We start from the raw sequence: 23,207 nt of genomic DNA, 5'->3' as shown, positions 1-23,207 counted from the left end.
GGTGGATTCCTTAATCAGTCTTCGTGTCCGGCACTGCCTTTGCCTTGCTCGGCCTTCACTACAAAGCTACCGGCTGCGGCGTACTGAGTACCCACAGACAGACCTTCAACGATTTCAACGCGTTTGCCATCATTGCTGCCGGTCTTGACTGGCTGGACCTTAAAACCCTTTTCGACTTTGACGAACACCACGGTTTTGCCATCGATCGTCTGCACTGCATCGGCGACGACTGTGACAGGAACGTTCTTTTCACCGCGCGTCATGGCTGCATTGACGAACAGGCCAGGACGCCATGCCATATTAGGATTAGAGATCACGACGCGTGCCTTTGCCGTACGAGTTTGCTCACCTAGCAGATTACCTACGTAGCTGACCTTGCCGGTGGCGGAGGTGTCGTTGGCAGCAGAAGTGATCTTGACGGTTTCACCGACGCGGACTAATTCCAGATCCTTCGGCGTCACTACAACTTCTACCCAGACGCTAGCCAGATCCGAGAGCAGGAACACGTTGGCATCTTCCTTGACTGCTTCACCCTGGGCTATATGCTTTTCCACAATCACGCCGCTGAAGGGGGCACGCAGGACGTAGCGGTTGAGCGCCCCCTCCGCCTCGCCCGCACCCAGGGCAGACAATTTGGAGCGAGCTGTCTGAGATTCAATTTCGGCTTCGCGCAGCGCGCTCTGGGCTTGCAGATAGTCCTGCTCGGCCGATATTTTGTCTTCCCATAATTTCTTTTCGCGCTGGAATGTGATCTGTGCAAGACTCAGGCGCTTTTGTGCTGCCAATGAGGCACTACGCAGATCTGCTAAAGCGGGGCTGGAGATCACAGCTAAATCTTGCCCTTTCTTCACATTTTGACCAAGGTCGGCGGAGACCGAGTCGGCCACTCCCGGCGTGCGAGGAACAATGTGCGCGGTCAGGTCTTCATTAAAACGAACCTCACCTGGCAACTGGATCACGTTCCCCATGGTCGCTGATTCGGCTTTGGCGGTAATGATGCCCGCAGTCTGAATTTGCTTGGCGTTCATCAAGATGACACCTTCCTCGCCGACATGGGCGCCGCCTTTACCGCCTTCCTTGGCACCTTCTTCCGCGTGCGCAGCTTCACTTGCAGGACCTGCGCCATCTTTTTTCCAGAACAGGATAGCGGAGCCCAGTACGGCGCCGATCAGCACAATAATCAGTGCGGATTTTTGAGATTTTTTGTCAATATTCAACATCATTTTGTATTCCTGTCAGTCGGTAAATTGCCAACGTTGTTTTCTACGGCGATAAAGCGCTCCAGATCAGCAAGGGAGCGAAAGCGTGCGGACAGTGCGCTCAGGTATTGAGCGCGGCTTTGAAACAGTGTGCGTTGCGCATCGAGCACATCGATGAAACCGAATTTTCCCAGTTCGAAGCCAGTGACCGCCGCATCGAAGGCGCTTTGGGCCGCCGGCAGAATTTCCTTGCGCATGCTTTCGATCTGTTCCTGCGAGACAGTAGCGCGTTGGTGGGCATCAGCCAGGGCTTGTATCGCATTGAGGTACTCGATCTCGGCATCTGTTCGGGCCTTGTCGACACGGCGCAGTGCGGAAAGGAGGTTACCTTGGTTGCGATTAAACAGCGGCAGCGGGATAGCCACACCAACAACGGTCTGGGAAACGTTGGTCAGGCTGTCTTTTTTTCTCCCCAGCGTAACGGTCAGGTCTGGCACGCGGTCGGCTTTGGCCAGATTGAGCCGGGCCTCCTCACGAGCGATCTGTATGCGCGCACGTTGCATTTGTGGCGAAGCCTCCAGACGTGTTTGCAACTCGGGTAAAGCCGGAATGGCAGCGAGGTTGATTTCAGGTGCCACCAGCGGTCGCTCCTCCGGCTGAGTACTACCCCAGAAGGCCGCCAGGTGGCGTTTGGCCAGTGCCGCATCGGCCAGCGCTTGCGACAGCTCCAGACGGGCGCCGGCTTCGGCAACGCTTGAGCGCGTCTGCTCCAATGGAGATATCTTGCCCGCAGCAACGCGGCGGCCGGCAGCGTTGGTGGCCTTACTTGCCAGGGTTAGGGACTCCTTGGCTAGCGCAACGTGCTCTCGGGCCGTCAGCGCCTCAAAATAGGCCGCAATGACGTTGGCGCGAAGTTCGGCTGCAGCGACGTTGGTGTCGCCACGCACAAAGGCTTGATCTTGCTCGGCGAACTTTATGCGTGCGCCACGCTTATCGCCTAGTTCAAGCAGCTGGCTGAGTTGATAGGTGTCGGTACGGCCGGTGGTCGAAGACATGCCTTCGCGTAGCAGCGACAGCTCTGGATTTGGCCGCATACCGGCTTGAACACGCGCACCTTCTGCGATGGCCACGCTCTGCGCGGCGGAACGTAATTGAGGACTGGTCGACAGGGCCTGCGTGATGGCCTGGCCCAGCGTCAAAGGGGCAGTGCTTGTGTCTGTTGAACGTGCCGACTCGCCAATGGTAAAGGACGCGCCTTGCTGCTCAGCAGCTTGGGTACTAAAGGAGATAAGCTGCGCCAATAGGACAGCCGCTCCCATAACAAAATATCGGGATTGCATGGATAACTCCGTAAATGAGTGACGAAGAAATCCGGCGGCGTGCAGCAACCCCCATCATTTTCAGACGTAGGTCACGTTCCTATAAAGACGAACAAATACAACCGCCGGAGTTAAATGGCGGCTACCCACTGAGGGCGCTCAGGAGGAGCGGTGGGGTAAGAAGAAAGAGTGATTTCAGGGGTCATAGGAGCAGCTTCAGCGATCTGTGGATGAGAGATGCTTTCAAAGCTATAAATTGACAACGCGCCGTGCGCGCATGACGCACAGTGCGAGTGCGCCGAAGTCTTTTTGGCGTCAGAAGGATTTTCCTTCAACAACGTCGCGACTTCATTCGAAGCTTTGGCATCCGGATGATGGCCCCAGTGATTTGCTGCGCGCCCCGTCTCGTGTGTGCAATAGGCAGCCACCACGCTCCAGCTAAACTGTAGCGCGAGTAGTGCAATCAACATGTAGAGAGTTCGACGGGTCATAATCGGCGCTAGTATATCACGATGAACGCGTACGAATTGCACCGCGAGAATGACTAAGTACCTGAAGACGATATGACCAGGTCATGCGCTGCGGACTTGGTCCCCGCGCGCTGCGGCCTTCTGTATAATCTGTCGATATGAAACGCCTGCTTATCATGCTCTTAGTATTGCTGTTGCCGCTTCAGACGACTTGTGCGGCAATGTCGGGCGTACGAGACGCCATCTCGCGGACGTCAGGACAGAGCGTTACTGAGAGCGGCGTTCAAGCCCCAAGCGCACATAGCCAGGCTACCGAAACCGACAAAAAAAGCGTGATCGGATGTTGCGCTGGCTGTCATGTCTTTTGCAATTTCTCTGTGCCTGTCTCCCCCACGATTCAACTTTCTCTCCCAATCTTTATATCCGTCTCGGCGGAGATTGCAAGTTACCCCGCATATCAATCGCCAATTCCGGAAGAACCCCTTCGGCCCAAATGGACCTTCGTCGGGGGCACTGCCATCTAGGCAGACGCCAGCTCTTCATCAACTGTATTTGGGTGCCTCAGCCATCCTTCGCGGATTGTTGTCGAGCCACCTATTGAGCCGCATGCGCCGATCATTTCGCCTCAGCGTCTTCACTGACTAGCCTTCATGGACGCAAGTTCGCTGGCAATCAAATCTTGCAGCGTTCCGTTCAAATCAGCATCCGGGCAGCTGCCAGCAGCAACTTATTCCGTTCCTTTGCAGAGCGAAGAAAGTGACGTCGGATGAACTTCATCGCTTGCGCGTTGCGCTGGTATCGTGCGCACTTAATCGAAAGAGAAATTATGAAACAGCCTTTAAGATACTTTGGGGTTTTCGTTGGATTGGCAATTGTCGGATGCAGCACTCCTGAACCTAGACTGGGAGAGAACAGCAGGAGCGGCTACGTCAGCAAGATATATACAGCAGAAGCTCTTATGAGGAAGCCCCCAACTTGCTTAACTTCCATAACGCCTCAGCAGTTAGCAACAAACCGATTCGTGGAAGTAAAGATTCCTCATGGCCGGCTGCACGAATACATAACAGTATCGGCGCCACGATCGATCTCGCTGGAAGTCCACGACAAAGTAGAATTCTCGCCGCGAGATTGCCATGAGGGCATAGTCCCCGAGATACTACAGAATCTGACGCGTCCCGCACGACCGGAGCAATAGTCGTGGTCATGGCCTAGAAGCATGCTGGGAGCCGCTTGACGCGGCTCCCAGCTATTGGACCCCGAACGCGGACGGACATTGTATTGCCGTCACGCTAAATGAGCATGTCCAAAGTGAACAAACCGATGAAGCCGAGGAAAAACATCGCCGTCTGGATCGGTGTCTCCGATTCCTCATGTGCTTCAACGAGCAGTTCTTCGGTCACCAGATATAACAATGCCGCGACGCCGAAGGCCAGCAATCCATCAACATAGACTGGCCAGACGCGGCTGAGCAAGACCGCACCGGCCCCCGCACCGGCGAGTAGCGCCACAGCGAGTCCAATGCACGTCAGTCCGATCGCCCACTTGGTTTTCCCTCTGCTGCCAAGCGATGTGGCGCAAGAGACACCGAGAAAAAAAAGCTCCAAGACAAGCGCGATGGTGAGCAACAAGCCTTGTCTTTCGCCTGCGGCGAACGAAAGGCCAATGAGCATGCCATCCAGAGCAACATCGACACCCATTGCTGACAGTAGTCCGCGACTGCTTCGTGCTGATTCGCCTTTCTCGCCTTGATCTCCGGCCCATTTGACGGCAAGCATTACCGCGACCCCAATCGAAAACCCCATTAGGGTAACCCATGGCATATGACGATGGACTAAGTCGGGTAGTAACTCGGTGGCCAGGACGCAGAAGATGACCCCGGCGGCCAAGTGCTGCACCGCGCTGCGTAGCTTCGCGCTGGGAGTACGCACGAGCGTCACTAAGGCGCCCAGAACGACGGAGATAGCGGGGAAAGCCGCAAACATCAGGACACTACTTAAAGACGTATTCACGTTGTAGGCGCCTTCATGACATCGACTTTCGCGGTCTCTACAGATGCCGGAGGTTGGGTCGTATTCGCTATGCTGCCCCTGTCATCATCATGAAACGCCAGTAGACGTAGCGCATTGATCACGACCAGCACGGTCGATCCTTCGTGAAAGAGCACGGCCGTTCCGATGTTCAAGCCAAATATTGTCGCTGGAATGAGGACAGCGACGACGCCCAGGCTGACCCATAAATTCTGTTTGATGATGCGGCTAGTTTGCCGAGACAGGCCAACCACGAAGGGGAGCTGCCCCAAGTCATCGCCCATGAGGGCAACATCCGCCGCTTCAAGCGCGACGTCCGAGCCCGCTGCCCCCATCGCAACACCGACCGTTGCGTTGGCCATCGCCGGCGCATCGTTGACGCCATCACCAACCATGGCGACCTTTCCGTGCTGCTCGCGCAATTGCTTGATAGCCTCAACTTTCTGCTCGGGCATTAAATCTCCCCGGGCTTCGGTCAATCCAACGGCTCGCGCAACAGAGTCGGCCACCTGCTGGTTATCACCAGAAATCATGATCAGACGTTCTATGCCTAGCGCGCGCAGTCGGGTCATCACCGAAGCCGCAACTTCGCGCGGAGTGTCCATCACGCCGATAGTACCCAGATACCGTTCGCCCTTGCGAACAATCATTGTGGTGCGGCCATCCTTGATCAACTGATCGTTGGTCTTGATGAGTGCATCGGGCAAGCCGGTACCCCCAAGCTCGGAAAACAGTATTGGCTTGGCGATGTACACGGTCTCGCCACCGACACTTGCCTGGATGCCGCGTCCTGTGATGCTTTTGACGTTGTCTGCAGTCGACACCGGCTTTCCATTCGAAAGACTCGCTTTCGCCCCTTCGACCAATGCGGAAGCCAGCGGATGGTCGCTGTGCGACTCGACTGCAAGGACAATTGTCAGCAGTTCCTCCTCGCTCACGCCGTCCGCTGGTACGACATCGGTCAGTTTCGGGCGCCCCTCGGTCAGGGTGCCGGTCTTGTCAAAAGCGATGGACGTCAAACTGCCAAGATTCTCCAGTGGCCCACCGCCCTTAACCAGGACGCCCCCCCGGCCGGCGCGCGCGACCCCGGACAGCACGGCGCTCGGAACGGAAATGGCCAGAGCGCATGGACTGGCTGCAACCAGAACGGCCATCGCGCGATAGAAGCTGTCCGCGAACGATTCGTCGATGACCAGGAACGCGAGCATCAACAAGCCCACCAGCGTAAGCACCACGGGAACGAAAATGCGTTCGAATTTGTCAGTGAATTGCTGCGTCGGTGAGCGCTGGGCTTCCGCGTCTGCCACCATCTGAACCACGCGCGCCATCGTAGACTGGGCGGCCAGTCGCGCGACCATGACTTCGATCGCGCCTGAACCGTTGATGGTACCGGCAAAAACCCGACTATTGGCGCTAACCCGTTCGAACGTGGTGATCGCGGCGGTACCGTCCTCGACAGGCTCCTTGTCAACGGGAACACTTTCACCTGTGACCGGCGCCTGGTTCACGCTGGTGTTGCCCTTAACGACAACACCATCAGCCGGCAGTCGCTCATTGGGCTTCACCAGCACGATATCGCCAGGTTTGAGGGTTTCCACTGGAACTTCGGCGGTTGCATCGCCGCGTTTGAGGAGCGCGGTTTCCGGCGCCAGCTTAGCCAGCGCCTCGATCGCCCGCCGTGCCCGGCCCATCGCGAAGTGTTCAAGTGAATGGCCAAGACTGAACAGGAACAATAGCAAGCCGCCTTCTGCCCATTTCCCCAGGGCGGCGGCGCCGGCAGCCGCGACCAGCATCAGGGTGTCGATCTCAAAGCGACGCGCCAGGATGTTCTCGATCGCCTCTTTGGTCGTAAAATAACCGCCGAAGAGGTAGGCGCCGCAATAGAGTAAGAGCGGCAGCCATTCGGGTCCCCATCCGGCACTTTCGACAAGCCATCCTGCCAACACGCATACACCCGCAAGAACGGCGGAAATTAGCTCGGACCTCTCGCCGAAGATACCGCCATGGGCGTGGTCGTGACCTGCATGCGCTTCGGCCTTGTCGTCGTGGGCGTGAGCGTGCTGCGCTTCTGTCTCGTGCTCATGCACATGCCCAGCATCATGGCCATGTGCAGTGACATCGACCGCTGACGTTGTTGCAGATGCGTGTTTGCGCTCATGTGGGGACGTGGTCCCCGACTTGGCTATCCGGGCGCCCATAATAGCAACAATGTTCTGATCTGCAAGTTGGCCGGTACCTGGCGCATCGTCATGCCCGCGCCCGCTCGCGCCTTCCATTGTTCCCCCAATTGCGGCGATGCGTTGCGCCAGCTCGGCTTGCGACAGCAGGTCGCGTTCGTATTCGACGCGAACCGCGCCCGATGCCGATACCTCCGCCTCCAGCACGCCAAGCATACCGCGTAGCCTGTTCGATAATAACCGGGCACTGCGCGCATGCAGTGGAAGGTTGATACGGGTAGTGTAATGCCCGTATTTTTCCGTCAAGTCCGCACCCACCGAATGGACTAACTCTCGCAGCCGCGCCACTGTGATCAGCGCAGGATCGTAATGCAGACACAAGAGCAGTTCTTCAGATTCGCCTTGTTTCAGATGGACTCGCTCCAGGCCGGGACGGCCCGATAGCGACTGGATCAACCTGTCAATGCACTGATCCTGCGGATGCGTCACATCGGGCAGGACCAGTGGTAGTACGAGTCTTATTTTTTCGGCATGTTTCATATACCACCCTGTTGAAATTGTTGTTGGATTGTTAGCCAGGCTGACGCCCGCGTCTGTGCAGTAGCAAACTGAGCACGGCCAGCAACAAGAACGCTCCCGCCAGTATCCAATCACCCGCGCTCATGATCATGTGCTCGACGGACCAAAACCAAATCGACGTTTCTAGCAAGACAAGCGTGGCGTACGCAATGAAGAAGCGATGCTCGTCCATCCGATGGTGCGCCAGTAGCGTCGTTGCCAGACAAAGTGCCATCACATAGGCGAGCCACCATAGTCTGCTGTGCACGGTCGAGATGCACAGCAGACCACAAGCAACCGTAAGCAGTATCGCCAACGCGGTTCCGGCCACAAGCGCGAAGCGGACGTTGTGTCCCTTCCTTTGAGAGGACATGCCTTCGCGCGCATGAACTCTGTGGCGTCGAGGGCGTAGTCTCATGCCCGCGACTCTATGCGCCCGCTATTTCGGCAACCGCATCGATGGTTGTCGTAAATACCCAACCCTTGCTGGGCTTGCCGGCCTGGACGATCAATGACACCAGTTGCGGTGCCAGGTCATCCTCGCAAATCAATTCCAACTTCGCTTCCGCCACCACCGGCTCGGCCAAGTCGAGCGAATAGTGCTGTTGCCCCTGATCGTTGCCCGAATAAAGGCGTTGAACGGTGGAAACGGTGAGGTTGTAGCAGCCGACCCCGTTGCTGATGTCGCACAATCCTGAATTGCGCAGCGCTTCCGTGACGAAGCGCACGCGGTGCGGGTGGATGAATGCTTTGAGCTGTTTCATATAGACCTCCTGGTCTGGAAAGGTAGAGCCGCCGATGTCGTCGGCGCCGAACGTCACACTGTCGCCGTCGTTGTCTGTGGCATGGACACCGCGAGCGCCTTACGTTCTCGACGGTTCTCGACCCATTCGTACAGCAGCGGTAGCAACAGCAAGGTCAAGGCGGTGGAAGTGAAGAGGCCACCCACGACGACCGTGGCCAACGGTCGTTGAGTTTCCGCCCCAACACCGGAAGATAGCAGCATTGGCACCAAGCCAAAGATGGCGATCGACGCGGTCATCAATACTGGGCGCAGGCGTAGCGCCGCTCCTTGGCGCACGGCTTCGCGCACACTCAGTCCTTGCTCCAGTTGCTCATTGAGGAAGGTCACAAGCACGATCCCGTTGAGCATGGCAACGCCGAATACGGCAATGAAGCCAATTGCAGAGGGTACCGACAGATACTGACCAGTAACGAACAGCCCAACAACACCGCCAATGGTCGCGAAAGGCACATTGGCGATGATAAGTGTGGCGTACGTAAGCGAATTGAAGGCTGTGTACAAGAGGATGAAGATCAATCCTATCGTCAGAGGAACGATGATGGCCAGCTTGGTCATTGCACGCTTCTGGTTTTCAAACGCGCCGCCCCATTCCATCACATACCCAGTCGGGATCTTCACTTGTGCGGCGATTCTTTGCTGTGCCTCCTGCACGAAGCTGTTCACGTCACGCCCTTGCACGTCCATCTGGATGACGGCATATCGCTGTAACTGCTCGCGCCGCACGAATGAATAACCTTCGTCCACTTCAAGCGCGGCGACGCGCCCCAGCGGCACGAGCGCGCCATTTTCGCTACGAATCGGAATCGAGGATATCGCCTCCACGCTGTTCCGGAATTCACCACCCAGCCATACCTGGATGTCAAAGCGCTTCGAGCCATCGATAAGCGTAGAGACAGCCTTTCCGCCAATGCCCGCCTGTACGACGTTGAGAATGTCATCGGCATTGATACCGTAACGGGACGCCGCTTCACGGTCGACCTTGATGATGAGCTGGGGTTTGCCCTTGTTGGCCTCCAACGATAGGTCGGCGGCACCAGGCACTTTTTCCAATACTTCCTTCATCTGACTTGTCAGGCGATCGAGCGTATTTAAGTCCTCACCATAGATTTTTAAGGCTAGCGTCGCCCGCACACCCGAAATCAGTTCTTCGATACGCATCTGGATCGGCTGCGTTGCGGCGATTACTGCAGTCGGCGCTTTTCGTTCAAGCGCAACTTGCATCTCCTTGGCCAAGTCCGGGACGGCCTTCTTCTTGGGCCAGTCACTCTGCGGCTTGAGGTTGACAAGCAGTTCCATGTAGTTCACATCCGCTGTTTCTCCCTTCTCGGCCCGGCCAATCATCGCCAACGAGGATGCCGTCTCGGGAAACTCCTTCAGACTCGCTTCGAGTTGTTTGGATATACGGATCGATTCGTCCAGAGATGTGGACGGGATGCTAGTGACTCGGAACATAATGCCGCCCTCCTGCAAGGAGGGCATGAATTCTTTGCCTAGGAAGGGGATAAGCGAGAGCGAGGCCACTAGCAAGCCAACCGCACCGATGACCACGATCTTCTTGTTGTCGAGAGCGCGGTCGAGCAACGGCAGGTAAAGGCGCTTGGCCGCAGCGACGACGAAGGTATCCTTCTCTTTTTTTGCTTTAAGAATCAACGCGGAAAGCACTGGAACGAGTGTCATTGTCAGGATCAACGACCCGACCATGGCGAAGGTGATGGTCAGCGCCATCGGCTTGAACATCTTGCCCTCCAGGCCGGTGAGGGAGAATAGCGGCAGGAAGACCACGATGATAATGAGGATCGCGAACGCAACCGGATTGATCACCTCGCGGGCGGCCTGCAAGATGATATGCGTCTTGTTAATCGGACGGCCCGATTCAGCATGATGAGATAGCAGCCGGAATCCATTTTCGACCATCACCACGGCGCCGTCGACCATCATCCCGATACCTACCGCAAGGCCCGCCAGTGACATCAGATTGGCTGACAAGCCCCATTGCTGCATCATGATAAAACTAATCAGCATGGCCAGTGGTAGCGCGACGATCACAACCACCGCCGAGCGAATCTCGCCAAGGAACAGATATAGGATCACAGCCACCAGGATGGATCCTTCCACCAGCGCGCTTTCCGCCGTTTTGACCGCCTTGTCCACCAGGTCGGTACGATCGTAGACCGGATTGATGGTTACGCCTTTCGGCAACGCCTGCTGCGTCGACTTCAACTTCTGCTTGACCTCGGCGACAACATTTTTGGCGTTCTCACCGAGCCGCTGTAGCGCCATGCCGAGAACCACCTCTTTCCCGTCTTTCGTCACGGCTCCCGAGCGCAAAGATGCACCTTCCTTGACCTGGGCGACATCGCGCACATAAATGGGCGTGCCTTGATGTGTCGCCAGTACCACGTTCCCAATATCGCTTGCGTTTGCTACCAGGCCCAGACCGCGCACCAGATATTGTTCCTGTCCTACGTTCAGATACTGGCCGCCCACTTGGCGATTGTTCGCCGTCAGCGTTTCCATGACACTTTTCAAACTCAAGCCATACTTAATCAGCTTGTTCGGGTCAATCAGCACTTGGTACTGCTTCTCGTCGCCGCCCCAAGAACTCACGTCATCCACACCAGGAGCGGTGCGAAGCTTCAGGCGGATATCCCAGTCGTGCAGCGTGCGCAGATCCATCGTCGTCATGTTCTGGTCGGCCGACTCCACCGTGTACCAAAACACCTGGCCCAGCCCAGAACTGTTCGGCCCCATAGTTGGCTCGCCGTAGCCGTCCGGCATGCGCTGCTTGGCTTCCAGGAGCTTTTCGCCCACCAGCCGGCGCGCAAAATAGATATCGACGTTGTCTTTAAAATTGACACTGACGTACGACAGGCCGAACAGCGACACTGAGCGAATCGCTTCCACCCCGGCCAATCCCGCCATTGATGTCTCCACCGGCGTTGTCAGCAACTTCTCGACATCTTCGGCCGCAAGGCCCGGCGACTCCGTATAAATGTTCACCTGAATGGGTGTCACGTCCGGAAACGCATCGACCGGCAAGTCGCGCCAGGCCAGCGCGCCCATCATGACGACAATCAGAAAGCCGACGATGACGAGCACCTTATAGCGCAGTGAGAGGTCAACAATAGAATTGAGCATGTCGTCCCCTTAATCCGCGCTGATCTGCGACTTGAGCAGCTTGGCCTTAAGCGCATAGGCGCCCTGGGTCACCACCGTTTCACCGGTCTTGACGCCGCCCTTGATTTCAACCAGGCCCTGGCGCTTGTCGCCAAGCTCCACTGCTCGCGTGTCGAAACCTTCGCCGCGCTTGACGAACACCGTTGGTTGCCCTTGGACGAGCACCACCGCTTCATTCGGCAGCATCAGGGCTTTTTGGCTCCCCTCCGTCGAGATGGCCGCGCTGGCGAACATGCCGAGCTTGAGTTTACCTTCTGGATTGGGTACTTCAACGCGGGCCTTCACTGTTCGGGTCTCCTTGTCCATCACGCTGCTCACATAGGTGACTTTCCCGCGAAACGCTTCGCTGCCATACGCGGCCACAGTGACGACCGCTTGCGCACCTGGCTTGACTCTTGCCAAATCTTTTTCGAACAGATTGGTTTCAATCCAGACGTGTGACATGTCCGCGATCGCAAAGAGTGGCTTGTCGGGCTGCGCTAGCTCGCCGAGTACGGCCTTCTTGTCGACGACGGTACCGGCGAACGGCGCCGTTACCGGAAAAATCGATGGTGTCTTGCTCGTTTCACCGTCGCGACCGGACAGGCCTAGCGCGTGGCGACGATCACCAGCCGCGCGCGCGATCGCCTTCGCTTTTTCGAGGTCGGCCCGGGCGCGCAGAACGTCCTTCTGCGGGATGATTTGATCGGCTTGTAGTCGTTCTGCGCGTTCGGCTGCTGACCTCGCCACGGATAATTCCGTCACGGCTTGGGCATAAGCCGATTGCGCCTCGCCCGCCTCGATGCTATCGACCAAAGCGAGCGTTTGCCCCGCGCGGACTTGCTCGCCAAGGCCGACCATCACCTTGTCCACTTTTCCGGATATGCGCGGCGCGATGCTCGCGTAGCGGTCCTGCGCAGGCTCGATGGTCGCCGTCACCGTAAGCTGATCGGCAAAAATTTGCTGTTCCAGCACGGCTGTGTGCACCCCGGAAGTAGCGCCTTCGTCGGCGCTAAGCGTGACGACCTTGTCGCCGCCAGCCTCCGCCTTCTCCGCACTTGGCACTTTGTCAGGAGGGGCCGACGGTTTATCTTTGCTGCAGCCTGCGAAAATGGCCGAGATTAGAACAAGCGGCAGAGTGAGCCGATATTTGTGTTTGTTTGGCATGGTGATGGGGTTTCCATTTTTGTTCTGAGCGTTGGACAAGAAGTTCATGGTCGTGATAGCAGGCCTGCGGCGGTTCGCAGCGCGATGTCGGTCACGCGCAATTCCCGTTCGGCGTCGATCAGGTCCTTTCGGCCGTCGAGCAACTGGCGGTTAACCAACAGAAGCTGCACAATGCTGATTTCTCCAGCCTGCAGCGATTTTTTTGACAACTCCTGGTTTTGTTCCAGGGTGGGCAAGATCGATGAGCGCAACGCCTTGACGCGTTCCGTGAGGCTTTGCATCCGTTGCCACAGCGCCGCGACAGCGGCTTGGGTGTCGCGCATTGCGGTCTCACGCTCAATCGTGGTTTGCTTCAGTTCCGTCGATGCCCGGCCAATTGCGCCAGCGTTCTGATGGAAAAATGGGAGTGGAATCGACATGCTCAAGCCCGTCAGACGCTCCTGCGCGCCGACCGGTCCCTCGCGCGAGGTAGATACAGCGACCGTCACGTCCGGATAACGTGTGGCCCGTTCCAGCGACAACCTGTTGCGGGCAGCGTCCTGCTTGTTGTCCAGCGCGCGCAGCAGCGGACGCTGACTAGCGCGCGACAGCAGATCGGCCAACGTGTACTGTTTGGCCTGGCCGACATCGAGTGTGCCATCCGCGATGGGTAGTGCTCCCGCCGGCAGTTGTAATAATTCGGCAAGGCGCTGGCGCGCTTCGATCAATTGCTCTTGAAGTACGCCAATCTGGTTAAGGGCGCGCACCGCCTCGACTTGGGCGAGATTGCCATCGAGGCGGCTATCTTCACCCGCCACCACGCGCTTCTCCACCGACTGTGCCGTGTTTTGAATCAGGCCCAACGAGGCGTTCTCGGTCTTGACGCGCTCCTGCAGGGCGAGTACCTCGACGAAAGAAGTCTCCACTTCGGCCAACACAGCACGACGCGTTTCGTCCAGCGTTGCGCCATGCGCCGCCAGTTGCGCTTGCGCGGCGCGGCGGCGATACCCTTGCTGGCCCGCGATCTCGAACGTCTGCTCGAATGTGGCGCTCCATTCACGTTGGCGCGTGGTAGACAGACCTTGCGCGGGCACCTCGCGGCGGACTCTTTCAACGTTCAGCTTTGGATTGTTCCATAGCAGATGTGAGGCGTCCGACAAGTCTCCCGATAAAGCATCGCGATTGGAGGCCGTCTGACGAATATCAACGCTGACGCGATCGGCTAGTTCAAGCGCTTGGTCAAGGTTCAGCACCGTAGGTTGCACAGAGGTGACAGGCGATTGCGCCCCATCGTGGACGAGCGGCAACGCTAGAACTTGCGCCAATGCGATCACCGGCTGGCCAGCGACAGCCGCCGCTATGCCAAGCGGCAGTAATAGTTTGTACATCGAATTCTCCAAGGGCCATGGGAAAAGAATTCGACGAGACGCCAGCTCGCAGATAGCGAACTAATAAAGCAATAAGGAGTGTCCCGTCGGCTTAAGCGACGGGAGAGCGGTCAGGCCTACGCGGGCCGTCCGGGATATGGGAGGTGTACAGCAGAACTCGCGGTTCGGCTGCGGTTTTATCGAGCGGGACGGTGACGGGTTCGACGTGCGTTAAGAACAATGCACAGCCAGCACCGTGGCACGAGGGGCAGTCGAGATCGATCTTGCCAAGCTTGGCTTTGGTGTTCGATGTATCGGCTTTGCCCTGATGTTGATGGGCATGATGACCAAAATGCACGCTGGTCGCCCCCGTTTCGTGTTGGCAATACGATCCCGCCGTTGCCCAGGCAAACTGGAACGGTACAAGTACCAACAACAGAATAAGGAGAAATCGTTTCACGGAAAAATCATAACATATCAAGGAAGGGCCGAAGTGGCGTTACCGTCTCTGTGCTGTGTGTTAAATCGATCCAGGCTACGCAACATACGCAAAGCGTTGAACACAACCAGCAAGCTGGCCCCCATATCCGCAAATACCGCCATCCACAACGTCGCTTGCCCCGCTAAGGCCAACACTAGGAAAACGGCCTTGATCAACAGCGCGAAACCGATGTTTTGCCGCAGTACTTTACGTGTGCGTGAGCTTAGATGCAAAAACGCGACCAGCTTGCTGAGATCATCGTCCATCAATGCAACGTCGGCAGTTTCAAGTGCCGTGTCAGACCCCGCCGCGCCCATGGCGAAGCCGATGTCAGCACTGGCCAGCGCAGGGGCGTCGTTGATGCCGTCGCCCACCATGCCTATGTAACCGTACTGTGTACGCAGTTCGTGGATGGCGGCGAGCTTCTCTTCAGGAAGCAGATTCCCACGCACGTCACCGATTCCGGCCTGACTCCCCATCGCTGCAGCAGCGTAAGCGTTGTCACCGCTCAGCATTACCACATGCAGGCCCAAGCCACGCATTGCCGCAATCGCGGCCTCACTGGTATCGCGCATGGTGTCGGCCACCGCCAGAACGAGCAACGGTGTAGTGGTCGAGCTCAGCACGACGACACTCTTTCCGCCGCGCTCGTATTCTCCAAGCACCGTGTCCAGCATGCCGCCGCCGATGCCTTGCTCCTGCATCAGCCGCTGATTGCCGAAGTAATAGAATTCGCCGTTGATCGTCCCATTGACTCCGCGCCCGGGCAGCGCCATGAAGTCGACCACATCGAGCACAGTGTCGCCTGGATTGGCGGCGGTCCAATCATCAACCACTGCCGCCGATACCGGATGATTAGAACGTATGGCAAGGCTTGCGGCAAGGCGGAGTAGAGCAGCCTTGTCGCCAGAATCCAACACACGCGTATCGGTCACAGAGGGCCGTCCAAGAGTGATGGTGCCGGTCTTATCGAGCGCGATAGCCTTGAGCTTATGTCCTTGCTCTAGATATGCACCACCCTTGATTAATATGCCGTGCCGGGCCGCTGCTGCAAGTGCGCTGACAACCGTCACCGGCGTGGAAATGACCAACGCGCACGGACAGGCGATCACCAGCAAGACGAGCGCCTTGTACAGCCAGGGTTGAAAGGGGGTGTTCAGCACGAATGGCACAACGAGTGCTACCACTATCGCCAGCATCAGCACCGCCGGAATATAGTGCCGAGCAAATTCATCGACGAAACGCTGCGTGGGCGCACGATCCCCTTGGGCTTGCTCGACGCTGCGCACGATACGGGCCAACGTTGACTCACTCTGGAGCGCGCTGACGCGATACTCGATTTCGCCATGTTCATTGACTGTCCCAGCGAACACCGCGTCACCAGGCTGTTTCGTCACCGGCATGCTCTCGCCCGTGATGGCAGCTTGATTGATCGTCGACTGGCCGCGCGTGACGACGCCATCTAGCGCGATACGTTGACCAGGCTGGACGCGCACCTGCGCCGTGATTTTGACTTGGGATGCCGGCACTTCGCTCCAGGTTCCGTCCGCCCCTAGAACGCTGGCGGTGTCGGGCGTCATGGCCATCAGCTGCTTGATCGCATTGCGCGCGCGGTCCAGCGACAATGCCTCAATCATCTCCGCCACCGCGAACAAGAAGATGACGACGGCCGCTTCGGGCCACTGTCCGATCGCGGCGGCACCAATGACGGCTAGCGACATCAGGAAATTCATGTTGAGAGAAAAATGGCGTAGCGCGATCCACCCCTTGCGCAGCGTATCGACGCCACCGGCGGCGATGGCGAGCAACGCCAGCGTGACGACCGGCCAAGAACCGTCGTTCCCACTGGTCCATGCCAGTACTTCGGATCCAATCGCGGCCGCGCCAGAAAGGCCCATCAGAATCCATTGCAACAAGGGGACCCGGGGACCGGCGACCGCACGGTCCGATTGAAGCGCCACAGCGTCTACGTCTAACGAATCCGACTTGAGCACCGGGTCAAGGCCGAGTCCAGTCAAACCTTCGAGCAGCGTCTGCGTCGATTGCAACCGGTGCCGAACCGTCAATTCACGCTGCATGAGATTGAACTGCATGCTGTCGACGCCGGCCATCGTTTTGAACCTGTCACGAATGAGCTTCTCCTCCGTCGGGCAATCCATCTTTTGAATCAAGAAAACAGCTTCCTCGGCTCCCGCCGTATCCGTTCCTTCCTCGACCGCCTCCAACGCCGGGCCGCACGTGTTTTTGCTATCACAACAATGCATATAATCCATTCGTGTCAGCCAATTCAATTGGCGATATACTGAGATTAGAAACCCTATAGTAACTATAAGGTCAAGCAAACTCAGCATCCAGTTCAATCAAGGTGAATCCGATGTCCCACCCCGCAAGTCTTAAAATCAGCCAGCTCGCCACCGCGACCGGCGCATCGGCAGAGACAATACGCTACTACGAGCAGGAGGGCTTACTGCCGCAGCCCGCTCGCTCTGCGGGAAATTATCGACTGTATGGCGACGAGCACATCAAGCGCCTGCAATTCATCCGCCATTGCCGCTCTCTGGACATCGCGCTGGATGAGATCCGGATATTGCTGTCATTGCGCGATGCACCTGAGGCCAATTGCGATGAGGTCAATATGCTGCTCGACAGGCATATCGGTCAGGTCGCGACCCGCATCCGGGAACTGAAAAGTTTGCAATCGCAGCTCGAACAGCTACGAGCACAATGCGGAGACGCGCGTCCGGCCCGCCAGTGTGGCATCCTCCTGGAGCTCGACAAGTCCGAGTAACGGACCTGGCGTACCGGCGCGCAACTACGCCGTGCGTTTCTGCGACCGAACGTTATACGCAACGCTCGCCACAATGACTGCCACGATTAGCAATTGCGCCAGCAAGGTTTGAACCGACGGATAGAGTCCCAGCAGGTCAATGCGTGGAATACCAATCGGAGTGCTGGCGAATACGCCCACTTTTTGCAGAGCGGCGACGCCTTTACCCATCAAGACGGTGGCAAGGATGGCCACCAGCGCCGAGCTGAAGGCAAAGAATTGGCTGATCGGCAAGCGAGCCGACGAGCGCAGCAGCACGATGGCCACTACAGCCAGAATTGCGATGCCTGAACCCAACCCTGCAAGCATATAGGTGCCATTCCCCTCGGTCCACAGCGCCGCGTAAAACAGCACCGTTTCAAACACTTCGCGATACACCGTGACGAAAGCCAGGGTAAACAGCATGAGCGCTGAGCTCTTGTTAAGCGCCGACGATAGTTTGTCGCGCACATACGCCTGCCAACGGCCAGCCATGCTCTTCTGGTGCATCCAGATACCCACGCTTAGCAGCACAACGGCTGCAAATATGGCTGAAAATCCTTCGGTCATTTCGCGACTGGCACCCGATAAATCAACAAGATAGGTAGCTACTCCCCAAGTGGCGCCACCGGCGACTAACGCAGTGATCCATCCCGCATGCACGTAGGGAAGTACATCGCGACGGTCGGCTTTCTTAAGGAAGGCGATCATTGCAACGACGACAAGCAGCGCTTCTAGTCCTTCCCGCAACAAGATTGTGAGCGCCCCCATGAAAGCCGAGAGCGGATCGTTGGCGCCGGCGAGCGCCGCCTGTGCGTCGGTCAACAAATTTTGCAATCGCGCTTCGATTTTTTTTGCCTTTGGAATGTCGCCGACCACAACTGCATTGCGGAAACTACCCATCGTAATCTCGGTCTCTTCGAAGAGCGTCTTATTCTTGGCCGCCAGCGCCGGCTCCACTGGCTCAAAGCCATCGAGATAAGCCGACAATGCTAGCCGCGATGCCGTCGCCGCTTCGCCGCGAGTCAAAGCGGCCAGACTCTCTTTCAGTTTTTCCTTGGCTAATGGCAGCGTATCCGTCGACAATCCGGCGGCCTTAGCTGGCGCGCTGCGCAAGTACGCCAGTAAGGCGACCGCATTCGGTTCCCCGACTTCAGCGGCAAGCTGGGTTTCAGTCAGCTCGCTGAGCTTGGCCAGGCTTGGCACACTCGCCCGCAATTCCGGCGACGAAGACCACAGGCTGGCGCCGGCCTGGCGTTCCTTGTCGGTGTACGACAGGGACGACGCGAAATAGGCGATCGCCCATCGGTCCTCCTCGCTCAACTGCGCAAAGCTCGGCATCGCTGTTCCGTCCACGCCATGCGAAATGATCTGCTGAAGGGCGAAAACGCTGCGTTCGCGCGCGCGGCCATGGTCGGCCAGGACGATTGGCGGCGGATTGAGCTTTGCTGCCAACGGGCCATCGGAGTGTCCGGTGGTACCATGGCATGCAGCGCATTGCGCCAAGAATAGCGTTTCGCCGCGCTTGATATCAGGGACGCGTTTCGGTGCCATCGGCACAGGATATGCTGCCACCAGCCCGGAAGCCAAGGCGCGGGCGCGAACTGCGACAGCTGCAGCAGCGGCCTTTTGATCGATTGTTACGCGAAGATCATCGGCCTGCTTCATGAGCATCGGCGTTGATGCGTTCGATGGCAGCTCTTTTAACTGCACTTGCGCAGCCCTGGCGAACTCCTGCATTTCAGCGTATTCGCTGGCGCTCCTGACGCTGCCATCTTGCACCGCTTTACCATAATCCACGGCCAAGTAGTCGAGGAGTTGCCAGATCTGCTTTGCCTTGTTTTCCGCCTCTGCACCCTCGGCATGCGCGGCCATAGGCGAAAAAAGGATGAGGAAGCTCAACACAATGAAATAACGGAAAATGGACATAAAACCCTTGTTAAATGGCAAAGAGGAAGCGAACCTTAAGTATCAGGCAGCACCGCAAATAATTCTCATTACGCATTTAACACCTTCTAGCCACTAGAAGGTCAAGTAAATTCTGTCCTACCAATTCGCCGCTGCATCTGGAATGCAATGGCCAAAGAATCGATCCTGAACGCTAGTACGGCGGCGTCCCCTTCATCGTAAAACACCCGCCTGAACGGATACGATCAGAAAAATTCCCAGTGCTGCCCGATAAATGACAAACGGCCAAGCGGAAAATCGTTCCAGGAATCGCATAAGACCCCAGATCGCAACGAATGCCGAGATACTCGCCACGAGCAGGCCGAACCCGAGCAAGGCCCACGCTTCCACAGGAATGTGGGCGTGGTAGAGTACCCACAGTTCCTTCAGCCCAGCCAATGCGATCGCGGGCAGTCCAAGAAGAAACGACAGGCGGGCCGCCTCTTCACGCCGGAAGTTGAGAAACAGCGCTGCGGTTAGGGTCGATCCCGAGCGCGAGATGCCGGGAATCAGCGCACCAATCTGGGCAACACCGACAATAAGCGCATCACGTAAGCGCAGCTGGTCAAAATTGCGCCGATGGCGGCAGACAACTTCTGCAATGGCGAGCAAGACTGCCATCGCCACCGACGAGACACCAATGACCATTAAACTTCGCAAAGGCGACTCGCATGAATTCAACACGGAAGACAGTGCCAACCCCGCCAGCCCGATCGGGATTGTCGCCAGGCAGATCGCTACAGCAAGGCGAAACCATGGGCTGTTGAAGTCCCGGCGGCGAATAGCAGAGGCGCTGCCGGTGCTCACAGCCGCAACATCGCGCCAAAAGTAACTCACAACGGCGGCCAATGCGGCCAATTGCATCGCGGCAGAAAACGCGGAACCCGGATCACGCCAGCCGAGTAGCGCCGGCACTATGCGCATGTGCGCGGTTGAGGAAATGGGTAACAATTCCGTGATTCCCTGAATGACACCCAAAATACCGACTTGAATATAACTGAGCGAGGCGAAGCCGATATCCAGAGCACCGCCGCAAGCATTGGCCAAATTGTTCTCCCGAAATTGCATCAACGCCAGTGAAAATATGCACTGGACGCGAAATGATTAATTAATAGACCACATTATCTAAGAACAAAAGTATAGCCTAGGACGCAGCATCTCCGCGACCGCCGTCCTGGATGGACGGTACTTTTGCGCGTGATACACCCATCCTGCGCCTCCTTACTTTCGTCGCGCCTTAATCTTCTTGCGGGACATCCCAGCGGTATTCTTGTCTTGGTTCGAGCGCGGCGAGCGCTTCTGACGTCGCAGCCAGAGAAGCAGGACAACGACCAGTATTACCTCAATCGCCCAGAGCAGTACGAGGTGATTGGCGACCTCGATGGGGATCCAACGTCCGCCCATATTCATACATGCCTCGCCCGTTGTCGCAAAAGGTGAATTCCGCGCTCGCCGCTGCTATCACTTACTTCACTGCAGTGACGACGTAGTTCTGACCGTCCTTCATGAACTCAACATGCACCTTTTTGCCAACCGCAAGCTGGTCGTACAACGACTTGTTTTTGACGCCGAACTTCATCGTCATGGCGGGCCAATTCAACGTCTTGACGGCTTCGTGGGCGAGCATAACTCGCCCATTGGATGGATCGACCGCTCTCACGACGGCCTCGGCTTCGTAGGTCGCTGCCTTGGCATCCTTGTCGTACCGCATGCCGCCTTTATCATCCATCATTGCTTTACATTTCTGCATGTCCATATCCTTCATGTTCATTCCCTTCATGTCGCTGTCTTTCATGCCCTTCATATCCATACATTTCTGCATGCCCATGTCCTTCTCCGCGCCCTTCATATTGCCGGGCTGCTGTGCATTAGCGAAGCCGGATGTGGCCAACGCCAAGATCAGGGAAAACGTTGCGGTGCGATTCATAGCACTTCCTTTCAGTGGTGAAAAAATTGAATTCCGTTGAGAGAGTGGGAATCAGTTGTGCACATTCGATCAAAAAATCAACGTGGCTCCTATACCGTACGTAAGTTGTGATCGTCCGCTGCGAAACCGATTCCCATTGGTGAAGAAATCTGCATTTGAACGGTCGTAACGCACTTCGGGCCTCAGCATGATCAATGTCGTTGGCGCGACCGCCACCTTGGTATTCCATGTGAGTGTGTATCCCCGTATGGTCTGAGCGAGCCCCGTTGTGAAGCCATCGGGGTCTCGATAGTCTTCGATCCGTACGGTCGGTTCGAAGGTGTCGTTGATCTTGTACTTGGCATATAGCGTCGTTCCGGACCAGCGCGCATCGCTGCTGTTGGCCGGCGGAACACGTGCCTCCTTCGCCTGGTCATAGTTCAGCATGAAGGTGAGCCGGTCAAAGAATGGACCGACGGTCAGCTGTGTGTCGAACAACTTCCTTCGGTTGGCGGTGTTGTCGTTCTGCTCCGGTCCCTCCAAATAGTTGGCAACGATGGACAACCAGGGCGCCGGAATCCAACCGACGCTCGGGCCCCAGGTTTTTCCCGAGTTGTTGTCGCGCGTAACGTTCCAGCCTTGCACCACATAGAGTTCCGTATATAGCGTGTCGCTCCACGCATAATTCAGACGCATGCCGGTGTCCTGAAACGGAATCGCGTAGGTATAGAAAAACGCATGAGAATAATTCCAGTTCTTCGCCGTCTCGATCGTTTCAGCGCCGATATGCGTCACTAGCTTGCCGACATCAATACGCAAACCGCTACCGATCGGCGCCAGATAACTGATGGAAGCGTGCTGGATGTTTTTCCCAGGGCCGACGATAGTGCTTTGCGAGGCAGTTGGACCAATCGCTCCACGTATCGTGTTCGCGATCGTGCTCTGAGTCTCTCCAGCAGCCAGGTCGAGCTTGAAGCCGAATCCGCCAAGGGCGGGAATCTTCTCAATCTCGATTTCCGCAAGCGAGAGTGATGGACGGTTACGTTGAATGTCGAAGGTCCGTCCTTCAATACTTACATTCGCTCCTTTCACCGCCGACGCGCCCTGATTCACATCCACTGTGGCGCGGTCAGGGCGGTTGCGGTTGTTCACGTAATACCCGTCGATCCAGCCGCGCACCTTCACACCCGACAGCCAGCTTGCTCCCGTAAGCACGCCGGCGTCTTTGGCATCGGGGGGCATCCAGATGCCTGATACTGGCCATGCTGGTGCCGCCGGGGCGGATTCAGGTTTAACCGAATCGGTACTTTGCGATTGCGCTGACGCGGCGCCAATGAATATCATCAACAAGGGAATGGACGTCAATTTTGTCGTTTTGTTCATAGCCGTTCTCCAGGATTTGTTGGGATGGATCTGCATGCGACTGTGTTCGCGTTTTGCACACAAAAATTCCCAAGGGAGGGGAACCCCTTGGGAAAATCCAGCTGCAATTATTTATTCGGGTCTTGCGACGACTTCTCGGCATTCTCCTTGGCTTTCGCTTCCTGTTCGGCACGCAGAATGCGTTGCTTGTTTTCCCATGGCGTTGTTTGCGCGCGCGGACCGTGATCGAGCGGCAGCACAAGACGTTTTGGTCCGGCCGTACTGGCGCAAGCTGTCAGGATCATGGCGGCGCCAATCGTGGTCAATGTGGTGAAGAGCTTGTTCATGATGAACTCCTATCTAGGTTGGTTAGTGCTCAGGGCCTTTGTTGGGCACTGGCTGCAATAAGTGGTGTTACGTATAGCCATCTGTCGGCGGCCCGCGCCGCCGGCAAATGGCAATCTTCATTTCTCCGCCTGCG

General features: G+C 57.0%; 17 protein-coding genes. 1 reads left to right on the top strand and 16 read right to left on the bottom strand.

What is annotated here, in order from left to right:
* Window positions 1-14 precede the first annotated feature (14 nt).
* The 11 genes from BUA36_RS27215 to BUA36_RS27165 form a co-directional block, all read right to left on the bottom strand.
* Window positions 15-1,223, bottom strand: a complete 1,209-nt coding sequence (locus BUA36_RS27215) for an efflux RND transporter periplasmic adaptor subunit (protein WP_072789688.1) — start codon at window positions 1,221-1,223, stop codon at window positions 15-17.
* Window positions 1,220-2,539 (bottom strand): TolC family protein, encoded by a 1,320-nt coding sequence (locus BUA36_RS27210; protein ID WP_072789685.1) that lies wholly within the window; start codon window positions 2,537-2,539, stop codon window positions 1,220-1,222. The genes BUA36_RS27215 and BUA36_RS27210 overlap by 4 nt, the downstream gene beginning before the upstream one ends.
* A gap of 110 nt (window positions 2,540-2,649) precedes the next feature.
* The gene (locus BUA36_RS30495; protein ID WP_139260710.1) at window positions 2,650-2,988 is read right to left on the bottom strand and encodes a hypothetical protein; all 339 of its coding nucleotides are present in this window, start codon (window positions 2,986-2,988) and stop codon (window positions 2,650-2,652) included.
* 1,289 nt (window positions 2,989-4,277) lie between these two features.
* Window positions 4,278-4,970 (bottom strand): ZIP family metal transporter, encoded by a 693-nt coding sequence (locus tag BUA36_RS27205; protein ID WP_072789742.1) that lies wholly within the window; start codon window positions 4,968-4,970, stop codon window positions 4,278-4,280.
* Between the two features lie 23 nt (window positions 4,971-4,993).
* On the bottom strand, window positions 4,994-7,732 hold the full coding sequence (locus tag BUA36_RS27200) for a heavy metal translocating P-type ATPase (protein ID WP_072789682.1): 2,739 nt from the start codon (window positions 7,730-7,732) through the stop codon (window positions 4,994-4,996).
* Window positions 7,733-8,178: 446 nt separating this feature from the next.
* Window positions 8,179-8,514, bottom strand: coding sequence for a P-II family nitrogen regulator (locus tag BUA36_RS27190; RefSeq protein ID WP_008448029.1), 336 nt, complete (start codon window positions 8,512-8,514; stop codon window positions 8,179-8,181).
* A gap of 53 nt (window positions 8,515-8,567) precedes the next feature.
* The gene (locus BUA36_RS27185) at window positions 8,568-11,693 is read right to left on the bottom strand and encodes an efflux RND transporter permease subunit (RefSeq protein WP_072789676.1); all 3,126 of its coding nucleotides are present in this window, start codon (window positions 11,691-11,693) and stop codon (window positions 8,568-8,570) included.
* Between the two features lie 9 nt (window positions 11,694-11,702).
* Complete coding sequence (locus BUA36_RS27180; RefSeq protein ID WP_084560379.1) at window positions 11,703-12,926, bottom strand: efflux RND transporter periplasmic adaptor subunit; 1,224 nt, start codon at window positions 12,924-12,926, stop codon at window positions 11,703-11,705.
* Window positions 12,923-14,245 carry a TolC family protein gene (locus BUA36_RS27175; RefSeq protein ID WP_084560378.1) on the bottom strand — a complete coding sequence of 441 codons (1,323 nt, stop codon included), beginning with the start codon at window positions 14,243-14,245 and terminating at the stop codon, window positions 12,923-12,925. The genes BUA36_RS27180 and BUA36_RS27175 overlap by 4 nt, the downstream gene beginning before the upstream one ends.
* A gap of 91 nt (window positions 14,246-14,336) precedes the next feature.
* Window positions 14,337-14,684 carry a cation efflux protein, CzcI family gene (gene czcI, locus BUA36_RS27170; protein WP_072789673.1) on the bottom strand — a complete coding sequence of 116 codons (348 nt, stop codon included), beginning with the start codon at window positions 14,682-14,684 and terminating at the stop codon, window positions 14,337-14,339.
* Between the two features lie 17 nt (window positions 14,685-14,701).
* Window positions 14,702-16,969, bottom strand: coding sequence for a heavy metal translocating P-type ATPase (locus tag BUA36_RS27165; RefSeq protein ID WP_072789733.1), 2,268 nt, complete (start codon window positions 16,967-16,969; stop codon window positions 14,702-14,704).
* 110 nt (window positions 16,970-17,079) lie between these two features.
* Between BUA36_RS27165 and cadR the strand changes: the two genes are divergently transcribed.
* Window positions 17,080-17,493 (top strand): Cd(II)/Pb(II)-responsive transcriptional regulator, encoded by a 414-nt coding sequence (gene cadR / locus BUA36_RS27160; protein ID WP_008448020.1) that lies wholly within the window; start codon window positions 17,080-17,082, stop codon window positions 17,491-17,493.
* A gap of 24 nt (window positions 17,494-17,517) precedes the next feature.
* Here the strand turns inward: cadR and BUA36_RS27155 are convergent, their stop codons facing one another.
* The 5 genes from BUA36_RS27155 to BUA36_RS27130 form a co-directional block, all read right to left on the bottom strand.
* Entirely contained in the window at window positions 17,518-19,440 is a 1,923-nt protein-coding gene (locus tag BUA36_RS27155; RefSeq protein ID WP_072789731.1) for a cytochrome c/FTR1 family iron permease, read from the bottom strand.
* 192 nt (window positions 19,441-19,632) lie between these two features.
* Window positions 19,633-20,505, bottom strand: coding sequence for an undecaprenyl-diphosphatase UppP (uppP, locus tag BUA36_RS27150; protein WP_043480800.1), 873 nt, complete (start codon window positions 20,503-20,505; stop codon window positions 19,633-19,635).
* A 418-nt stretch (window positions 20,506-20,923) separates the two neighbouring features.
* Window positions 20,924-21,385 (bottom strand): copper-binding protein, encoded by a 462-nt coding sequence (locus BUA36_RS27140; RefSeq protein ID WP_072789667.1) that lies wholly within the window; start codon window positions 21,383-21,385, stop codon window positions 20,924-20,926.
* A gap of 69 nt (window positions 21,386-21,454) precedes the next feature.
* Entirely contained in the window at window positions 21,455-22,747 is a 1,293-nt protein-coding gene (locus BUA36_RS27135) for an outer membrane beta-barrel protein (RefSeq protein WP_072789663.1), read from the bottom strand.
* Between the two features lie 107 nt (window positions 22,748-22,854).
* On the bottom strand, window positions 22,855-23,073 hold the full coding sequence (locus tag BUA36_RS27130; RefSeq protein WP_072789660.1) for a hypothetical protein: 219 nt from the start codon (window positions 23,071-23,073) through the stop codon (window positions 22,855-22,857).
* Between the last annotated feature and the right edge of the window lie 134 nt (window positions 23,074-23,207).

Source organism: Duganella sacchari, assembly GCF_900143065.1.
GTDB classification, from domain to species: Bacteria; Pseudomonadota; Gammaproteobacteria; order Burkholderiales; family Burkholderiaceae_D; genus Rugamonas; species Rugamonas sacchari.
This window is presented reverse-complemented; position numbering and strand designations above follow the sequence as displayed.